Annotated in this window: 12 protein-coding genes; 5 read left to right on the top strand and 7 right to left on the bottom strand. The window is 75.4% G+C overall.

Annotation, left to right across the window (positions count from 1 at the left end):
- Positions 1 to 10 precede the first annotated feature (10 nt).
- The 3 genes from EYB28_RS09490 to EYB28_RS09480 are packed head-to-tail and all read left to right on the top strand — an operon-like array spanning position 11 to position 2,678.
- Complete coding sequence (locus EYB28_RS09490; protein ID WP_166847054.1) at positions 11 to 994, top strand: quinone oxidoreductase; 984 nt, start codon at positions 11 to 13, stop codon at positions 992 to 994.
- Positions 995 to 1,051: 57 nt separating this feature from the next.
- On the top strand, positions 1,052 to 1,849 hold the full coding sequence (locus EYB28_RS09485) for a methyltransferase domain-containing protein (RefSeq protein WP_205710882.1): 798 nt from the start codon (positions 1,052 to 1,054) through the stop codon (positions 1,847 to 1,849).
- Between the two features lie 40 nt (positions 1,850 to 1,889).
- Positions 1,890 to 2,678 carry an LLM class F420-dependent oxidoreductase gene (locus tag EYB28_RS09480; RefSeq protein WP_166847052.1) on the top strand — a complete coding sequence of 263 codons (789 nt, stop codon included), beginning with the start codon at positions 1,890 to 1,892 and terminating at the stop codon, positions 2,676 to 2,678.
- Between the two features lie 46 nt (positions 2,679 to 2,724).
- On the opposite strand, the gene EYB28_RS09475 is transcribed toward EYB28_RS09480, so the two are convergent.
- From EYB28_RS09475 to EYB28_RS09445, 7 genes are all read right to left on the bottom strand, one after another.
- A complete protein-coding gene (locus EYB28_RS09475) occupies positions 2,725 to 3,582 on the bottom strand; it encodes an SDR family NAD(P)-dependent oxidoreductase (RefSeq protein ID WP_166847050.1) in 858 nt (285 codons plus the stop codon).
- Positions 3,575 to 6,169 carry a phenylalanine--tRNA ligase subunit beta gene (gene pheT / locus EYB28_RS09470; protein ID WP_166847047.1) on the bottom strand — a complete coding sequence of 865 codons (2,595 nt, stop codon included), beginning with the start codon at positions 6,167 to 6,169 and terminating at the stop codon, positions 3,575 to 3,577. Before pheT ends, EYB28_RS09475 begins: the two co-directional genes overlap by 8 nt.
- Positions 6,169 to 7,236 (bottom strand): phenylalanine--tRNA ligase subunit alpha, encoded by a 1,068-nt coding sequence (gene pheS / locus EYB28_RS09465; RefSeq protein WP_166847044.1) that lies wholly within the window; start codon positions 7,234 to 7,236, stop codon positions 6,169 to 6,171. Before pheS ends, pheT begins: the two co-directional genes overlap by 1 nt.
- 206 nt (positions 7,237 to 7,442) lie before the next feature.
- Positions 7,443 to 7,928: a ribose-5-phosphate isomerase gene (locus EYB28_RS09460; protein ID WP_166847041.1), complete on the bottom strand. Its 486-nt coding sequence runs from the start codon at positions 7,926 to 7,928 to the stop codon at positions 7,443 to 7,445.
- 71 nt (positions 7,929 to 7,999) lie between these two features.
- Complete coding sequence (locus EYB28_RS09455) at positions 8,000 to 9,715, bottom strand: dihydroxyacetone kinase family protein (protein ID WP_166847038.1); 1,716 nt, start codon at positions 9,713 to 9,715, stop codon at positions 8,000 to 8,002.
- A gap of 48 nt (positions 9,716 to 9,763) precedes the next feature.
- Positions 9,764 to 11,116, bottom strand: a complete 1,353-nt coding sequence (locus EYB28_RS09450; protein ID WP_240930473.1) for an MFS transporter — start codon at positions 11,114 to 11,116, stop codon at positions 9,764 to 9,766.
- Positions 11,117 to 11,146: 30 nt separating this feature from the next.
- On the bottom strand, positions 11,147 to 12,256 hold the full coding sequence (locus EYB28_RS09445; RefSeq protein WP_370459461.1) for a zinc-binding dehydrogenase: 1,110 nt from the start codon (positions 12,254 to 12,256) through the stop codon (positions 11,147 to 11,149).
- A 147-nt stretch (positions 12,257 to 12,403) separates the two neighbouring features.
- On the opposite strand from EYB28_RS09445, the gene EYB28_RS09440 reads away from it, so the two are divergent.
- A complete protein-coding gene (locus EYB28_RS09440) occupies positions 12,404 to 13,390 on the top strand; it encodes a sugar-binding transcriptional regulator (RefSeq protein ID WP_205710881.1) in 987 nt (328 codons plus the stop codon).
- Positions 13,387 to 14,877, top strand: a complete 1,491-nt coding sequence (locus tag EYB28_RS09435) for an FGGY-family carbohydrate kinase (RefSeq protein WP_166847037.1) — start codon at positions 13,387 to 13,389, stop codon at positions 14,875 to 14,877. The genes EYB28_RS09440 and EYB28_RS09435 overlap by 4 nt, the downstream gene beginning before the upstream one ends.
- Positions 14,878 to 14,879 lie beyond the last annotated feature (2 nt).

Genomic DNA, 14,879 nt, shown 5'->3' with positions numbered 1-14,879 from the left:
GCTCGGACCCATGCACGCAGTCGTGGCCCGCGAGGCGGGCGGTCCCGAGGTCCTGGCCCACACCGAGCAGCCCGACCCCGCTCCCGGCCCGGGCGAGCTCCTCGTCCGCGTCGCGGCGGCAGGGGTCAACTTCATCGACACCTACCGGCGCGCCGGCGTCTACCCGATGGACTACCCGCACGTGGTCGGGGTCGAGGGCGCGGGCACGGTCGAGGCGCTCGGCCCCGGGGTCGGCACGGTCGCCGTCGGCGACCGGGTCGCGTGGGCGGAGGCGCCGGGCTCCTACGCCGAGCTCGCGGTGGTCCCGGCCGCGCACGCCGTGCGTGTGCCGGACGGGCTCGACCTGACGACCGCGGCGGCGCTGCCGCTGCAGGGCATGACGGCGCACTACCTCGTGGCCTCGACGTTCGATGTCGGGCCCGGGCACGACGTCCTCCTCACCGCGGGCGCGGGCGGGGTGGGTCTGCTCGCGACCCAGCTCGCCGTGGCCCGCGGTGGCCGGGTGGTCACCACGGTCTCCTCGGCCGAGAAGGCGGCCCTGTCCTCAGCGGCGGGCGCCGCCCACACCGTGGACTACGCCGCGATGGACGACGTCACGACGGAGCTGCCCGCCGTCGTGCGCGAGCTCACCGACGGCGCCGGCGTGCACGTGGTGTACGACGGCGTGGGGCGGGCGACGTTCGAGGCGTCGCTGGCCTCGCTGCGCCCGCGCGGCACGCTCGTGCTGTTCGGCGGGGCGTCGGGCCAGGTGCCGCCGTTCGACCCGCAGCGGCTGAACAAGGCGGGGTCGCTGTTCCTCACGCGCCCGACGCTCGCGCACTACACGGCCACGCGCGGCGAGCTCGAGTGGCGCGCTGGCGAGGTGCTGGGCTCCGCCGCCGCGGGCGACCTCGACGTCCGCGTGGGTGCCACCTACCCGCTGGCCGACGCCGCCGCCGCGCACGCGGCGCTCGAGGGCCGCGCGACGACGGGCAAGGTGCTCCTCGTGCCGTAGCGCGACCGGCCACGATGTATCTTGATGTCGAGATACTCGACGTCGAGAGGAATTCCCGTGGCCGACTGGTCCCCCACCGCCTACCTGCGCTACACCGACGAGCGCTCCCGCCCGTTCGCCGAGCTCCTCGCCCGCGTGCCCGCCGCGCCCGCCACCGTGCTCGACCTCGGCTGCGGGCCCGGGCACCTCACCGCGCTGCTCCGCGACCGCTGGCCGGACGCCGACGTCGTCGGCCTCGACGCCTCGCCCGCGATGGTCGAGCGGGCGCGGGCCGCCGACCCCGACGGCCGGTACGTGCTGGGCGACGTGCGCGACGTCGCCGTGGGGCGGGCGCCGGCGGGTGTCCCGGCGCGCGCGGACCTGGTCATCAGCAACGCCACCTTCCAGTGGGTGCCCGGCCACCGCGACCTGCTGCCGGCGCTGGCCGACCTGGCCGGCACGACGTTCGCGTTCTCCGTGCCGGGCAACCACGACGCTCCCAGCCACCGGCTCCTGCGCGAGGTGGCCGCGCGCGAGCCCTACGCCGCGGCCGTGGGGACGGTGGAGCGCCGGGCGGTGGGCGACCCCGGCGAGTACCTCGACCTCCTCGCCCGCCCCGGCCGGCAGGTCGACGTCTGGGAGACGACCTACACCCACGTGCTCGACGGCGACGACCCCGTCCTGCGGTGGATCTCCGCGACCGGGGCGCAGCCCGTGCTGCACGCCCTCGACGCCCACGACGCCACCCACGGCACGGACCTGCGAGCCCGGTTCGACGCCGAGTACGGTGCCGCCCTGCGCGAGGCGTACCCGCGCCGGGCCTACGGCACACCGCTCGCGTTCCGCCGCGTCTTCGCGGTCGCCACGCGGGCCTGACCCGATCCGCGAGGTCGTGCCGCGGCCTAGGGTGGGCGCCATGAGCGACACCCCCGCCCGAGACGTCAGGATCGCCGTCCAGCTCCAGCCGCAGCACGCCGACTACCACCAGCTCCGCGACGCCGTCCGCCGCGCCGAGGACGCCGGGGTCGACGTCGTCTTCAACTGGGACCACTTCTACCCGCTGAGCGGGGACCCCGACGGCAAGCACTTCGAGTGCTGGACGATGCTCGGCGCCTGGGCCGAGCAGACCGAGCGCGTCGAGATCGGCGCCCTGGTCACCTGCAACTCCTACCGCAACCCGGACCTCCTGGCGGACATGGCCCGCACGGTCGACCACATCTCCGGCGGCCGGCTGATCCTCGGGATCGGGGCGGGCTGGTTCGCCAAGGACTACGAGCGGTTCGGGTACGAGTTCGGCACCGCGGGCTCGCGCATCGCGGACCTCGCCCAGGCGCTCCCCCGCATCCGGCACCGGCTGGCGGAGGGCAACCCCGCCCCCACGCGGCGGATCCCCGTCATGATCGGCGGCGGGGGCGAGCGCAAGACCCTGCGCCTGGTCGCGGAGCACGCCGACGTCTGGCACTCGTTCGGCGACGTCGACACCCTGACGCGCAAGTCCGCGATCCTCGACGAGCACGGGGCCGCCGTCGGCCGCGACACCGCCGCGCTCGTCGAACGGTCGGTCGGCGTCTCGGCGCCGCCCGAGGAGGTCGGCCAGGCACTGGTCGACGCCGGGGCCACGCTCTTCACGATCGGGTCGAGCGGGCCGGGCTACGACCTGTCCCTCGTGGAGCGGTGGGTGCGCTGGCGCGACGAGCGCCGGTGACGGCCGAGGGGCGCGCCCGGGTGCCGGACGCGCCCCTCGCGACGGGTCAGCGGCCGGTGAGGGCCGTACCGAGCGGGTCGTCGTCCGCGGCCGGCTGCACGCGCAGCCGCCGGGCGGCCGGGGCAGTCGCCTCGGCGGCCAGGGCCGCGAGCGACTCCGGCGTGTCGTGCGACGCGCGGACGAACCAGCCCGAGCAGGCGTCGAGGCCGCCGGCCGCGAACGCGGCCACGAGGTCGACGGTCCGCTCGACCGGGGTCCACTCGGTGCGGCCCTCGTGGGCGCGCATCGCGGCGGTCATGTCGGTGCGCACCACGCCCGGGGCCACCTCGAGCACCCGCAGCCCGCGGTCGTGCCCGGCGAGGTGCAGCCCGGCGCCGAGGCGCATCAGCGCCGTCTTGCTCAGGTTGTAGGCGCTCGCGCGGCCGTTGTCGTGCGAGCCCGCGCCGCTGTTGAGATCGACGACGCGCCCGCCGCCGCGCGCGAGCATGCCCGGCACGACGTGCCGGGCGAGCAGGAACGGCCCGCGCACGTTCGTCTCCAGCACCGACCACCACTCGTCCGGGTCGGCCTCCCACAGCGGGACCTCGGTGTCGATCCGGCCCGCGTTGTTGACCAGCAGGTCGACCGACCCGAGCTCGCTCTCGGCGCGGGCCACGGCGTCGGCCACGGCCGCCGGGTCGGTGACGTCGCACGACAGGGCGACGGCGGTGCGGCCGAGGCCGCGGACCTCGCCGGCGACCTCGGCCAGCCGGTCCGCGTCGCGGGCCAGCAGCGCGACGTCGAGCCCCGCCCGGGCGAGCCCGAGCGCGACCTCGCGGCCGATGCCGCGGCTCGCGCCCGTGACCAGGGCGGTGCGGGCGGGAGGAACACCGTCGGTCCGGGCGGCGGCGACCTGCTCAGCCACGCAGCACCGCCCCCACCCGCTCGGCGGTGGCGGCCACGACGCCGTCGCGCACCGCGCGGACGTCGTCCGCCGTGAGGGTGCGGTCGGCGGCCCGCAGCCGCACCGAGTACGCGAGCGACTTCTTGCCCTCACCGACCTGGGCCCCCGTGAAGACGTCGAAGAGCGTCGCCTCCTCCAGCAGCTCCCCGGCCCCGGCGACGACGGCCGCTCGCACGTCCGCGGCGGGCACCGACGCGTCCACGACGAGCGCGAAGTCCTCCTTGGCCGCCGGGAAGGCGGAGACGGGGCGCGCCTGGACCGGCTCCGGGTCCGCTGCCGCGACCAGCGCGGACAGGTCGAGCTCGAAGGCGACCGCGCGGGCGGGCAGGCCCAGCGACTCGACCACCTTCGGGTGCAGCTCCCCCGCGTGACCCACGACGGTGCCGTCGGCGTCGCCGCCCGCGACCACCACGGCCGCGCACCGGCCCGGGTGCCACGGCATGGTCTCGGCGTCGGCGCGCACCGCCACCTCGACGCCGACGCGCTCGGCCACCAGGCGGGCCGCCGCCACCGCGTCGGCCCAGTCGGCCGGCCGCCCCGGGCCCCACCAGCCGGCGCGCTCCGGCGACCCGGCGATCACACCGGCGACGTGCCGCGGCTGGTCCGGCACCGCGGCGTGCAGCGCGGCCAGGTCGTCGTCGGACGGGCGGACGCCCACCGGGAGCTGCGGAGCCGCCGGCGCGCCCGGGACCGGGCGGGTGACGAGGCCGAGCTCGAAGACGGCCACGTCGCCGAGGCCGCGCGCCGTGTTGCGCCGCGCGACCTCCAGCAGCGTGGTGAGCAGCTCGGCCCGCAGGAACGGGCGGTCGTCCGCCAGCGGGTTCGCCAGCCGCAGCGTCGTGCGCCGCACGTCGTCGGCGGGCAGGCCGAGGGCGTCCAGGTCCGCGGTGCCGACGAACGGGTAGGACAGGACCTCGACGAACCCCGCCTCGGCCAGCGCGCGGGCGACCGACCGGCGGGTCCGCTGCTGGGCCGTCAGCCCGCGGCCGCCGGGCGCCGCCGGCAGCACCGACGGGATCCGGTCGTACCCGTCGATCCGCACGACCTCCTCGACCAGCGCCGCCGGCTCGGTGAGGTCGGGGCGCCACGACGGCGGCGTCACGCGCAGCGGGTCGTCGCCCTCGACGACGCACCCGATCTGCTCCAGGATCCGCACCACGGTGGCGCGGTCGTACTCCACCCCGGACAGGCGCGTGGGCAGCGTGGCGTCGAGCGTCACGGGCGTGGGCGCCGTCGTCGCGTCGAGGTCGCTCACGGCGTCGTCCGCGGTGCCGCCGCCGAGCTCGACGAGCAGGTCCACCACGCGCTGCGCGGCCACGGCCGGCAGGCGCGGGTCCACGCCGCGCTCGAACCGCTTGGCCGCCTCGGACGGCAGGCGGTGGCGGCGGGCGGTGCGGGCCACGGTGACGGGGTCGAAGTGCGCGGCCTCGACGAGCACGTCCGTCGTCTCGCCCGACACCTCGGACGACTGTCCGCCCATGACGCCGGCCAGGCCGAGCACCCGGACGCCGCGCTCGCCGGCGGGCGAGTCGGTGATGAGCAGGTCCTCGGCGTCCAGGGCGCGGTCGACGTCGTCCAGCGTCGTCAGCCGCTCCCCCGCCGCCGCGCGACGGACGACGATCGGCGCGGCGACCCGCGCCAGGTCGTAGGCGTGGATGGGCTGGCCGAGGTCGAGCATCACGTAGTTGGTGACGTCGACCGCGAGGGAGATGGACCGCATGCCCGAGCCCTCGAGCCGGCGCTTCATCCACGGCGGTGTCGGCGCGGCGGGGTCGATGCCGCGCACGATGCGGGTGACGAACCGGTCGCAGCCGACGTTGCCGTGGATGGGCGCGGCGTCGTCGACCTCGACGGCGAACCCGTCGGAGGTGGCCGCCGGCAGGTTCGCCACCAGCGCGGGGTCGGTGAACCGCGCCCCGGTGGAGTGCGCGTACTCGCGGGCCACGCCGCGGTAGCTGAACGCGTAGCCGCGGTCGGGCGTGACGTTGATCTCGAGCACCTCGTCGCCCAGGCCGAGCAGCGCGACCGCGTCCTGCCCGGGGGTGAGGTCGGCGGCGTCGAAGCCCGCGCGGGTGAGCACGAGGATGCCGTCGTGGTCCTCGCCGATGCCGAGCTCGCGCACCGAGCAGATCATGCCGTCGGAGACGTGCCCGTACGTCTTGCGCGAGGCGATGGCGAACCCGCCGGGCAGCACGGTGCCGGGCAGCGACACGACGACGAGGTCCCCGACGCCGAAGTTGTGCGCGCCGCAGACGATGCCGCGCGCGCCGCCGGCGGGCACGTCGGCATCGTCGACGCCCTTGATCTGCGTGGCGTTGTGATCCGGGCCGACGTCGACCAGGCACCAGTTGATCGTCTTGCCGTTCTTCTGCGGCTCGGGCGTCAGCGCCAGCACGCGACCCACGACGAGGGGGCCGGTGACGGCGGCCGGGTGGATCTCCTCCTCCTCGAGCCCGACGCGCACCAGGTCGGCGGCGAGCCGCTCCGCGGTGAGGTCGGCCGGCAGCTCCACGTGCTCCGCGAGCCAGTCAGTGACGATGCGGGGCATCAGATCTCCGTCCCGAACTGGGTGGAGAAGCGCACGTCGCCCTCCACGATGTCGTGCATGTCCGCGATCGAGTGCCGCAGCATCAGCGTGCGCTCGATCCCCATCCCGAAGGCGAAGCCGGAGTACTCCTCGGGGTCGATCCCCGCCGCGCGCAGCACGTTGGGGTTGACCATGCCGCATCCGCCCCACTCGATCCAGCCCGCGCCGCCCTTCTTCTGCGGGAACCACAGGTCCATCTCGGCGCTCGGCTCGGTGAAGGGGAAGAAGCTGGGGCGCAGCCGCGTCTTCGCCTCGGGCCCGAACATGGCGCGCGCGAACGCGTCGAGGGTGCCGACGAGGTTCGCCATCGTCAGGCCCTTGTCGACCGCGAGGCCCTCGACCTGGTGGAACACGGGCGTGTGGGTCGCGTCGAGCGCGTCGGTGCGGAACACCTTGCCCGGGCACGCGACGTACAGCGGCACGCCGCGCTCCAGCAGCGAGCGGGACTGCACCGGGGAGGTGTGCGTGCGCAGCACGAGGTTGGACGGCTTGCCGCCCTCCCCCTCGACGTAGAAGGTGTCCTGCATCTGCCGCGCCGGGTGGTCCGGGTCGAAGTTGAGCGCGTCGAAGTTGAACCACTCCGCCTCGACCTCGGGGCCGTCGGCGATCTCCCAGCCCATCCCGACGAAGAAGTCGGCGACGCGCTCCTGCACGAGCTCGATGGGGTGGCGGGCACCGGCGGGCCGGCGCTCGGGCGGGAGCGTCACGTCGACCGCCTCGGTCACGAGGACGCGGGCGTCGCGCTCGGCCTCGAGCTCAGCCTGTCGGGCGGCGAGCGCCTGGGCGACGCGGCCGCGGCGGGGGCCGACGTTCTTGCCCGCGGCGGCCTTGTCGGCGCCGGGCAGGCCGCCGATGGCGCGGTTCGCGAGCGCGAGCGGGCTCTTGTCGCCGGTGTGCGCGACCCGGACGGCCTTGAGCTCGTCGAGGTCGCTCGCGGCCTCCGCGGCGGCGAGCGCCGCGTCGACGGCGGCGTCGAGAGCGGTGACGTCGAGGGGGTCGACGCCGGAGTCTGACGTGGGCGTGGACATGCGTGCCTTCCTGAGATGGGCCCTGGGAGCCGATGGCGGCGGGGTCAGTGTATGTGCCCGCCCGGGCCGGTCAGGTCGGCGTGGCCGACGAAGGACGCCGACCGCGCTCAGCGCGCGTGCGCGGCCGTGACCAGGCCCGTGGCGGGCCCGGTCAACCGGCGGTCGTGGCGTGTCACGTCTCCCATGATGGCACAGCGGCCCCGGCCTCAGGCGACCTCGTACCCGCAGATCGCGTCCACCTTGGCCGCCGACGCGCTCGCCGGGTCGAACTCGTAGCCGAGCCACTCGCGCACGAGGCGCCGCGCGAGCTCGGTGCCCACGACGCGCTGGCCCAGGCACAGCACCTGCGCGTCGTTGCTCAGCACGGAGCGCTCCACGGAGTAGGAGTCGTGCGCGGTCACGGCGCGGATGCCGGGCACCTTGTTGGCGGCGATGGCGACGCCGAGCCCGGTGCCGCACACGAGCAGCGCCCGGTCGGCCTCGCCATCCACGACGAGGCGGGCGGCACGGACGGCGACGTGCGGGTAGGCGGTGTGGCCGTCGGCGTCGACACCCACGTCCGTCACCCCGGCGACGCGCGCGTCGGCGCGCAGGTCGTCCGCGAGGAGGGACTTGAGGGCGTACCCGGCGTCGTCGGACCCGACGACGAGACGCAGGGGCCGGTACGGCGTGCTGTCCGGTGTGGTGGTCATGCGTGCTCCTCTCCGCCCGCCGGCGACGGGCGACGTCCTGGGGGCCGGCGCACCGGCCCGGGTGGTGGCGGTCAGCGGCCGGTGAGCAGGTCGCCGACGCGGGTGACGACGAGCGCGAACGACGTCGCGCCGGCGTCGGGGGTGCCGACGGACTTCTCGGCCAGGGGCCGGGCCCGGCCGACACGGGGCCGCAGGCCGGCCGTGTCCCGGGCCCCCTGGCTCGCCGTCTCGGCCGCGGCGGCCCAGGCCTCGGCGGTGCCGGCGCCCGCGGAGACCTGCTCGCGGAACGCGGCGGCGAACGGCAGCAGCGCGTCCAGGAGGGTCTTGTCCCCCGCGCTCGCGCGGCCGAGGTCCTGCACCGACTCCGCGAACGCGTCGACGGCGTCGGCGACGTGCGCGGGCGTGTAGGCGTCGCGGTCGTCGCCGAGCGAGGCGCCGGCGGCCTCGAGCGCGGCGCCCCACAGCACGCCCGACGTCCCGCCGGCGTGCTCGGCCCAGGCGCGGCCGGCGCGGGCCAGCAGCCACGCGACCCCCGCCCCGGGCGGCAGCTCGTCGACGCGCCGCAGGGCGGCGTTCGCCCCCTTGAGCATGCCGCGCCCGTGGTCGCCGTCGCCGGCGACCGCGTCGATGTGCCCGAGCTCCTCCTCGTGCTCGGCGAGGAGGTCCCGCACGGCGCGCACGGCGCGGGCAGCCTCGGCCGCTGCCTCCCGGGACGCCGTGGTGGCCGGTGGCGCGGGCTCGTCGTCGCCGGTCTCGGCGGCGCGGTCCGGCGCCGACGCGTCGAGCCGGTCGAGCGGCGCGCGGACCTTGCGGTACGCCGGGGTGTAGGCGTCGGCGCGCCAGTACTCCTCGAGCTCGTCGTCCAGCCACTGCAGCGTCAGGGAGGCGCCGCCCATGTCGAGGCTCGTGACGAGCTCGCCGACTTCGGGCTCCACGAGGGTGTACCCGCGCTCGCGCAGCAGCGCCGACACGTGGCGCCACAGCAGGAAGAGCTCCTCGTACTTGGTGGTGCCGAGCCCGTTGACGATCGGCGCCACGCGCGCCGAGGGCGCCGGGTCGGGGGCGGCGGCGAGGAGCCTGTCCACGAGCAGGCCGGCGAGCTTCTCCGCGGGCAGCAGCGGGACGTCCTCGATACCGGGCTCGCCGTGGATGCCGAGCCCGAGGCCGAGGTGCCCGGCGGGGACCTCGAACAGCGGCGCGTCCGCGCCGGGCATCGTGCAGCCGGAGAAGGCGACGCCGAGGGAGCGGGTGGCCGCGTTGGCGGCGCGGCCCACGCGCTCGACGTCGTCGATGCCGTGGCCGGCGGCGGCCGCCGCGCCCATCGCCTTGAAGACCGAGAAGTCCCCCGCGATGCCCCGGCGCCGGTCGGGCTCGTCCGCGGAGGCGACGTCGTCGGTGACGACGACGATCCGGGTGTCGATCCCCTCCTTGCGCAGGCGCTCGGCGGCGATGCCGAAGTTCATGATGTCCCCGGCGTAGTTGCCGAAGCTGAGCACCACGCCCCGACCCTGGTCGGCGGCCTTGGCGACCGAGTAGGCCTGGGCCGCGGACGGCGAGGTGAAGATGTTGCCGACCACCGCACCGGCAGCCAGCCCGGGGCCGACGGTGCCGCAGAACGCCGGGTAGTGGCCGGAGCCGCCGCCGATGACGACGGCGACCTTCGGCTCGCCGTCGGACAGCGTCACCACGCCGCCGGGCACGCCGCGCAGCCGGTCCGCGTAGAGGTCCAGGAATCCGGCGAGCTGGTCGTCGGCGAACTCGTCCGGGTCGTCGAAGATCGTCGTCATGTCAGCGTCCTTCTCGTTCTGGCGGGGGCGGGCCGGCCCCCGGGCGGGTCAGCGGGCGGCGTCGACGGCCGGGGCGGGCACCGGGGCGGGGTGGCCCGGCTGGTCGACGGTGAGGCGGCCGACCATGACGAACGCCGCGGCATACAGGGCGACGAACATCCAGACGATGCCCTGGCCGCCGAAGCCGACGGCGTAGCCGAGGGCGACGACCGCGGAGCCCAGGAAGGCGGCCCCGCCCGCGGCGGTGGTGTACATGGCCATGGCGGCGCCCTTCCGCTCGGGGGCCAGGGCGGGCATGATCGCGCCCATCGGCACGAAGCCGGCGAGCAGGCAGCCGAAGACGCAGCCGGCCGCGGTGGCGACCCAGAAGCCCCAGTCGGAGCCGTAGGGCACGAGCTGCGGCACGTACCACCAGGCCAGCAGGCCGAGGGACGAGCCGAAGACGCCGAACCACTTGACGGTGCGCTGCCAGCCGATGCGGTCGCCGATCCACCCGAACAGGGCGTTGACGCCGATGTTGGTGGCGTACACGAGCACGGTCATGGTCAGCCAGCGAGCCTGTCCCCACCCCCGGTCGTCCGCGATGATCGCGGGCAGGACGATGAACATGCCGTACTGGGGCGCGGTGTTGATGAGGCGCACCAGGAAGCCCATGAGGACCTTGGGGCTGCGGACGGTGAGCGCCAGCCCGGACAGCATCACCGCCGACGCGGAGTCGCCCTCGGGGGCGATGCGCCGGGACCCGCGCGGGTCGCGGACCCCGATCCAGGCGACGAGGAAGCCGAGGGTCACGGGCAGCAGCGACGCCCACATCGCGCCGGTCTCGCCGGCGAACCCGCCGCCGAACGTCGGGATGGCCCCGATGGCGAAGAGCGAGCCGAGGGTCGGCAGGCCGCCGGTGAAGGCGACGTAGAACCAGCCGACGGCCGAGCCGTTGCGCTCGGGGCGCGTGGCGACGTTCACCCACACGAGGAAGCCGAAGGCGAACAGCGGGTAGCCGAAGCCGCGGATCGCGTAGCTGACCGCGGTGAACCAGAAGCTGCCGCTGTCGAGGGCGAGCAGGAAGACGGCCTGGAACACCACCCAGACCGCGAACCCGAGAAGCATGACCCGGCGGGGGCCGATGAGGTCCGCGAGCGCCCCGGAGAGGTAGCTGCCCACGAGCACGGTGAGGCTGTAGGCGGTGATGATGGTGGCGACGGTCGCCTCAGGGCTGCCGAGCGCCTCCACCAGGTGGGGGGTGATGAAGTTGGAGTCGACACCGACCCCGGTCATGAACAGCAGGACGCCGAGGTAGCCCCACGCGACGGTGCGCGGGATGCCCATCCGCTCGAGGCGGGAGTCGGTGCTGGACGGAACGGCCGGCGACGTCGCGTCGTCGCGCGTCGTGGTCGAGGACATGGTTCTCCTTCGAACGGTCGGTCGGGCGGGTCAGACGAGCGAGGGGACGATCGAGACCTTCACGGACCCGCCGGCGGAGTCGCCCACGAGGTCGAGGGCGTCCTGGAAGCGGTCCAGCGGAAACTGGTGGGTGCAGACCTCCTCGAGCGGCAGCGTGCCGGACTCGATGAGCTTGATCGCGGGCCGCCAGCAGTGGGGGCCGAGGTGCGCGCCGAGGACGTCGAGCTCCTTGTCGTCGGAGATGATCGACCAGTCGACGGTGACGTCGTCCTTGAACACGGAGTACTCGACGAAGGTGCCGAGCTTGCGGAGCATGTCGAGGCCCTGGGAGACGGCGGACGGGTGCCCGGTGGCCTCGATGTAGACGTCGGCGCCGTAGCCGTCGGTGAGCTCCTTGACGCGGGCGACGGCGTCGTCGGTCGTGATGTTGATCGTGAGGTCGGCGCCGGCCTTGCGGGCGAGCTCGAGCTTGGCGTCGCTCATGTCGAGCGCGACGACGAGGTAGGGGTTCTTCTGCCGGGCGCCGGCGATGGCGCCCAGGCCGATCGGGCCGGCGCCGGCCACCACGACGACGTCGTCGAGCTGGATGTTCCCGCGCTCCACGGCGTGCATGGAGCAGGACAGCGGCTCGGCGAAGGCGGCGTGCTGCGGCGCGATGCCGGTGCTCACCTGGTGGACGAGGGCGCGCTCGGGGACGAGCACGTACTCGGCCATGGCGCCGTCGAAGCCCTTGAAGCCGAACATGTCGTGGGGGCCGCACATCCAGTAGGCGCCGCGCAGGCAGTAGCGGCACTCCCAGCAGGGCACGATCTGCTCGCAGGCGAGCCGGTCGCCCAGCGCCGCGCCGCGCTTGTCGAGGGCGGCCTGATCGCCGGCCGCGACGACGGTGCCGGCGAACTCGTGGCCGGGCGTGCGCCCCTTCTCGGCCCAGGCGGGGCGGTGCTCGTCGCCCCAGAACTTCGCGGCGCCGTGGTAGCACTTCAGGTCGCTCGCGCAGACGCCGACGGCGTCGACCTTCAGCAGGAGCTCGCCCGGGCCGGGCACGGGGACGGGGACGGTCTCGAGGCGGTAGTCCTCCGGGCCGTGCACGACGACGGCACGCATCGTGGCGGGGATCTCGGCGTTCTTGACGAGTGACACGGTTCTGACCTCCGTTGGCGCAGGGGCGGCGTCGCGATGGACGCCCGACTGCCCTGAACATATGTGTTGAACAGATGTCAACGCAAGTGTCGAGGTGAAGAAGGCAGAATCGGGGGCGCATCCCGTCCCGTGAACCCGAGGAGCACCGTGAACGAGCGCGACGACGCGACCGAGCCGGGGACCAGGCAGCAGTTCTCCCCCGACGTCGCCTACCAGGCGGCCCGGATGTACTACGTCGACGGCGCCACGCAGGCTGGCGTGGCCGAGCGGCTGCGCGTGTCCCGCCCCACGGTCAGCCGGCTGCTGTCGGAGGCCCGCCGGCTCGGCATCGTGCGCATCGAGGTCGTCGACCCGCGCTCCGACGAGCGGGACGTGCTCGCCGCCCGGCTGCGCGACGCGCTCGGGCTCGACCACGCCCGCGTCGTGCCCCCCGTGCACCCCAGCCGGCTCGGGCCGGACCTCGCCCCCGCCGTCGGCGCCGAGCTCGAGGAGATGTCGCTCGCCGCCGGGGACGTGCTCCTGCTGTCGTCCGGCCGCACGATCTACGAGGTCGTCCGCGAGCCGCTCCCCCGCATGACGGGCGTCCAGGTGGTGCCGACCGTCGGCGGCCTCCGCGAGCCCGAGGCCTGGTACCAGACGAACGAGATCGCGCGGCTCGCCGCGTCGAGCACCGGCGCGTTCCCGTCGTTCCTGTTCACCGAGGCCGTCCCGACGGCCTCGATGCGGCGCTCCCTCGACGTCGACCCCGCCTTCCAGCACGTCCTCGGCCTGTGGAACGGCGCCCGCGCCGCCGTCGTGGGCATCGGCGCCCCCACGGCGACGCGGAACTCGATCTCGCGCTTCATCCCCACCGACGCCTCGACCTTCCGCGACGCGGTCGGCGACGTGTGCCTCAACTTCTTCGACGCCCAGGGCCGCGCCATCGAGTTCCCCGGCAGCGACCGCATGGTGCGCACCCCCCGCGAGCTCCTGCAGGGCCTCGACCGGTCCGTCGGCGTCGCCGTCGGCGCCGAGAAGGCGCCCAGCATCCTGGGCGCGGTGCGCGCCGGGCTCGTCCGGTCCCTCGTCACCGACGCCGAGACGGCGCGCGCCGTGCTCGCCCTCCTCGACCGGCACGACGCCCCCGCCTCATGACGGTCGACGCCACCGTCGGGGTCGACATCGGCACCTCGAGCTCGAAAGGTGTCCTCGTGGCGCTCGACGGCACCGAGCTCGCGCGCGCCGCGATCACGCACGAGCCCACGCGCCCGCACCCGGGACACGTCGAGATGGACGCCGCCCTCTGGTGGTCCGAGTGCGTCGACCTGGTCCGCGACCTGCTCCGGCAGGTCGACGACGTCGCCGTGCGCGCCGTCGGCCTCAGCGGGATGGGCCCGTGCGTCCTGCTCACCGACGCCGCCGGCACGCCGCTGCGGCCCGCGATCCTCTACGGCGTCGACACCCGCGCCGGCGCGCAGATCACCCGCCTCGAGGCCGAGCTCGGGGCCGACGAGGTCCTGCGCGTCACCGGATCCCGCCTGACCAGCCAGGCGGCCGGGCCGAAGCTCGCCTGGGTCGCCGAGCACGAGCCCGACGTCTGGGCCCGGGCGCGCCGCCTGTTCATGCCCGCGTCGTGGCTCGTGTGGAACCTCACCGGGCGGTACTGCCTGGACCACACCTCGGCCAGCCAGGTGGACCCGATGTACGACCTGCGGGCCGCGGCCTGGCACGACGAGTGGTCCGGGCTGCTGCGCGGCGGGGTCGAGCTGCCGCCGCTCGCCTGGCCGGGCGACGTCGCCGGGCACGTCACCGCGGACGCCGCCGCCCGCACCGGGCTGCCCGCCGGCATCCCCGTGGTCGCCGGGACGACGGACGCCTGGGCGGAGGCCGCGAGCGCGCCGACCGGCCCCGGCGACCTCGCGCTGATGTACGGGACGACGCTGTTCATGATCGCCCGCGGCTCCCGGCCCCTCGTGCACGAGCGCCTCTGGACCACGGCGGGGCTGCGCCCGGGCGAGTTCGACCTCACCGGCGGCACCGCGACCAGCGGGGCGGTCACCTCGTGGCTGCGCCGGCTGTTCGGCGGACCGGACTTCGCCGACCTGGTGGCCGAGGCCGCCGCGTCGCCGCCGGGCAGCCACGGCCTGCTCATGCTCCCGTACTTCGCCGGGGAGCGGTCGCCCCTGCACGACCCGGACGCGCGCGGCGTGCTGCTGGGCCTCACCCTCGACCACGGCCGTGGCGACGTGTACCGCGCCGCCCTGGAGGCGACGGCGTTCAGCGTGCGCCGGCACCTCGAGCTGATGGCCGACGCCGGCGCGCGGGTGGAGCGGGGCGTCGCGGTGGGCGGCGGGTCGCAGAGCGACCTGTGGCCGCGCATCGTCACCGACGTCACGGGCCTGCCGCAGACGCTGGGGCGGAGCACCGCCGGCGCCTGTCTGGGCGGCGCCCTCCTCGCCGCCCGCACCGTCGCGGACGTCGACATCGCCGCCTGGAACCCCCTCACGACGACCCTCGAGCCCGACCCCGCGCACGCGGAGCGCTACGACGCCCTGTACGCGGACTACCTCGCCCTCGACGCGGCCACGCGCCCGGCCGCGCACCGGGCGGCGGCCGTTCAGCGGGAGACCGACCCGGCCTGAGG

The sequence above is a fragment of the Isoptericola sp. BMS4 genome, assembly GCF_011634835.1.
Taxonomy (GTDB): Bacteria; Actinomycetota; Actinomycetes; order Actinomycetales; family Cellulomonadaceae; genus Isoptericola.
Note: the sequence above shows the minus strand (reverse complement) of the source record. Positions and strands in the feature narration are given on the sequence as shown.

Excerpts from the sequence above, each read along its gene's own strand:
- EYB28_RS09490 (WP_166847054.1), top strand. The coding sequence starts at position 11 with ATGCACGCAGTCGTGGCCCGCGAGGCGGGCGGTCCCGAGGTCCTGGCC.
- EYB28_RS09480 (WP_166847052.1), top strand. The coding sequence starts at position 1,890 with ATGAGCGACACCCCCGCCCGAGACGTCAGGATCGCCGTCCAGCTCCAG.
- pheT (WP_166847047.1), bottom strand. The coding sequence starts at position 6,169 with ATGCCCCGCATCGTCACTGACTGGCTCGCGGAGCACGTGGAGCTGCCG.
- pheS (WP_166847044.1), bottom strand. The coding sequence starts at position 7,236 with ATGTCCACGCCCACGTCAGACTCCGGCGTCGACCCCCTCGACGTCACC.
- EYB28_RS09460 (WP_166847041.1), bottom strand. The coding sequence starts at position 7,928 with ATGACCACCACACCGGACAGCACGCCGTACCGGCCCCTGCGTCTCGTC.
- EYB28_RS09455 (WP_166847038.1), bottom strand. The coding sequence starts at position 9,715 with ATGACGACGATCTTCGACGACCCGGACGAGTTCGCCGACGACCAGCTC.
- EYB28_RS09450 (WP_240930473.1), bottom strand. The coding sequence starts at position 11,116 with ATGTCCTCGACCACGACGCGCGACGACGCGACGTCGCCGGCCGTTCCG.
- EYB28_RS09435 (WP_166847037.1), top strand. The coding sequence starts at position 13,387 with ATGACGGTCGACGCCACCGTCGGGGTCGACATCGGCACCTCGAGCTCG.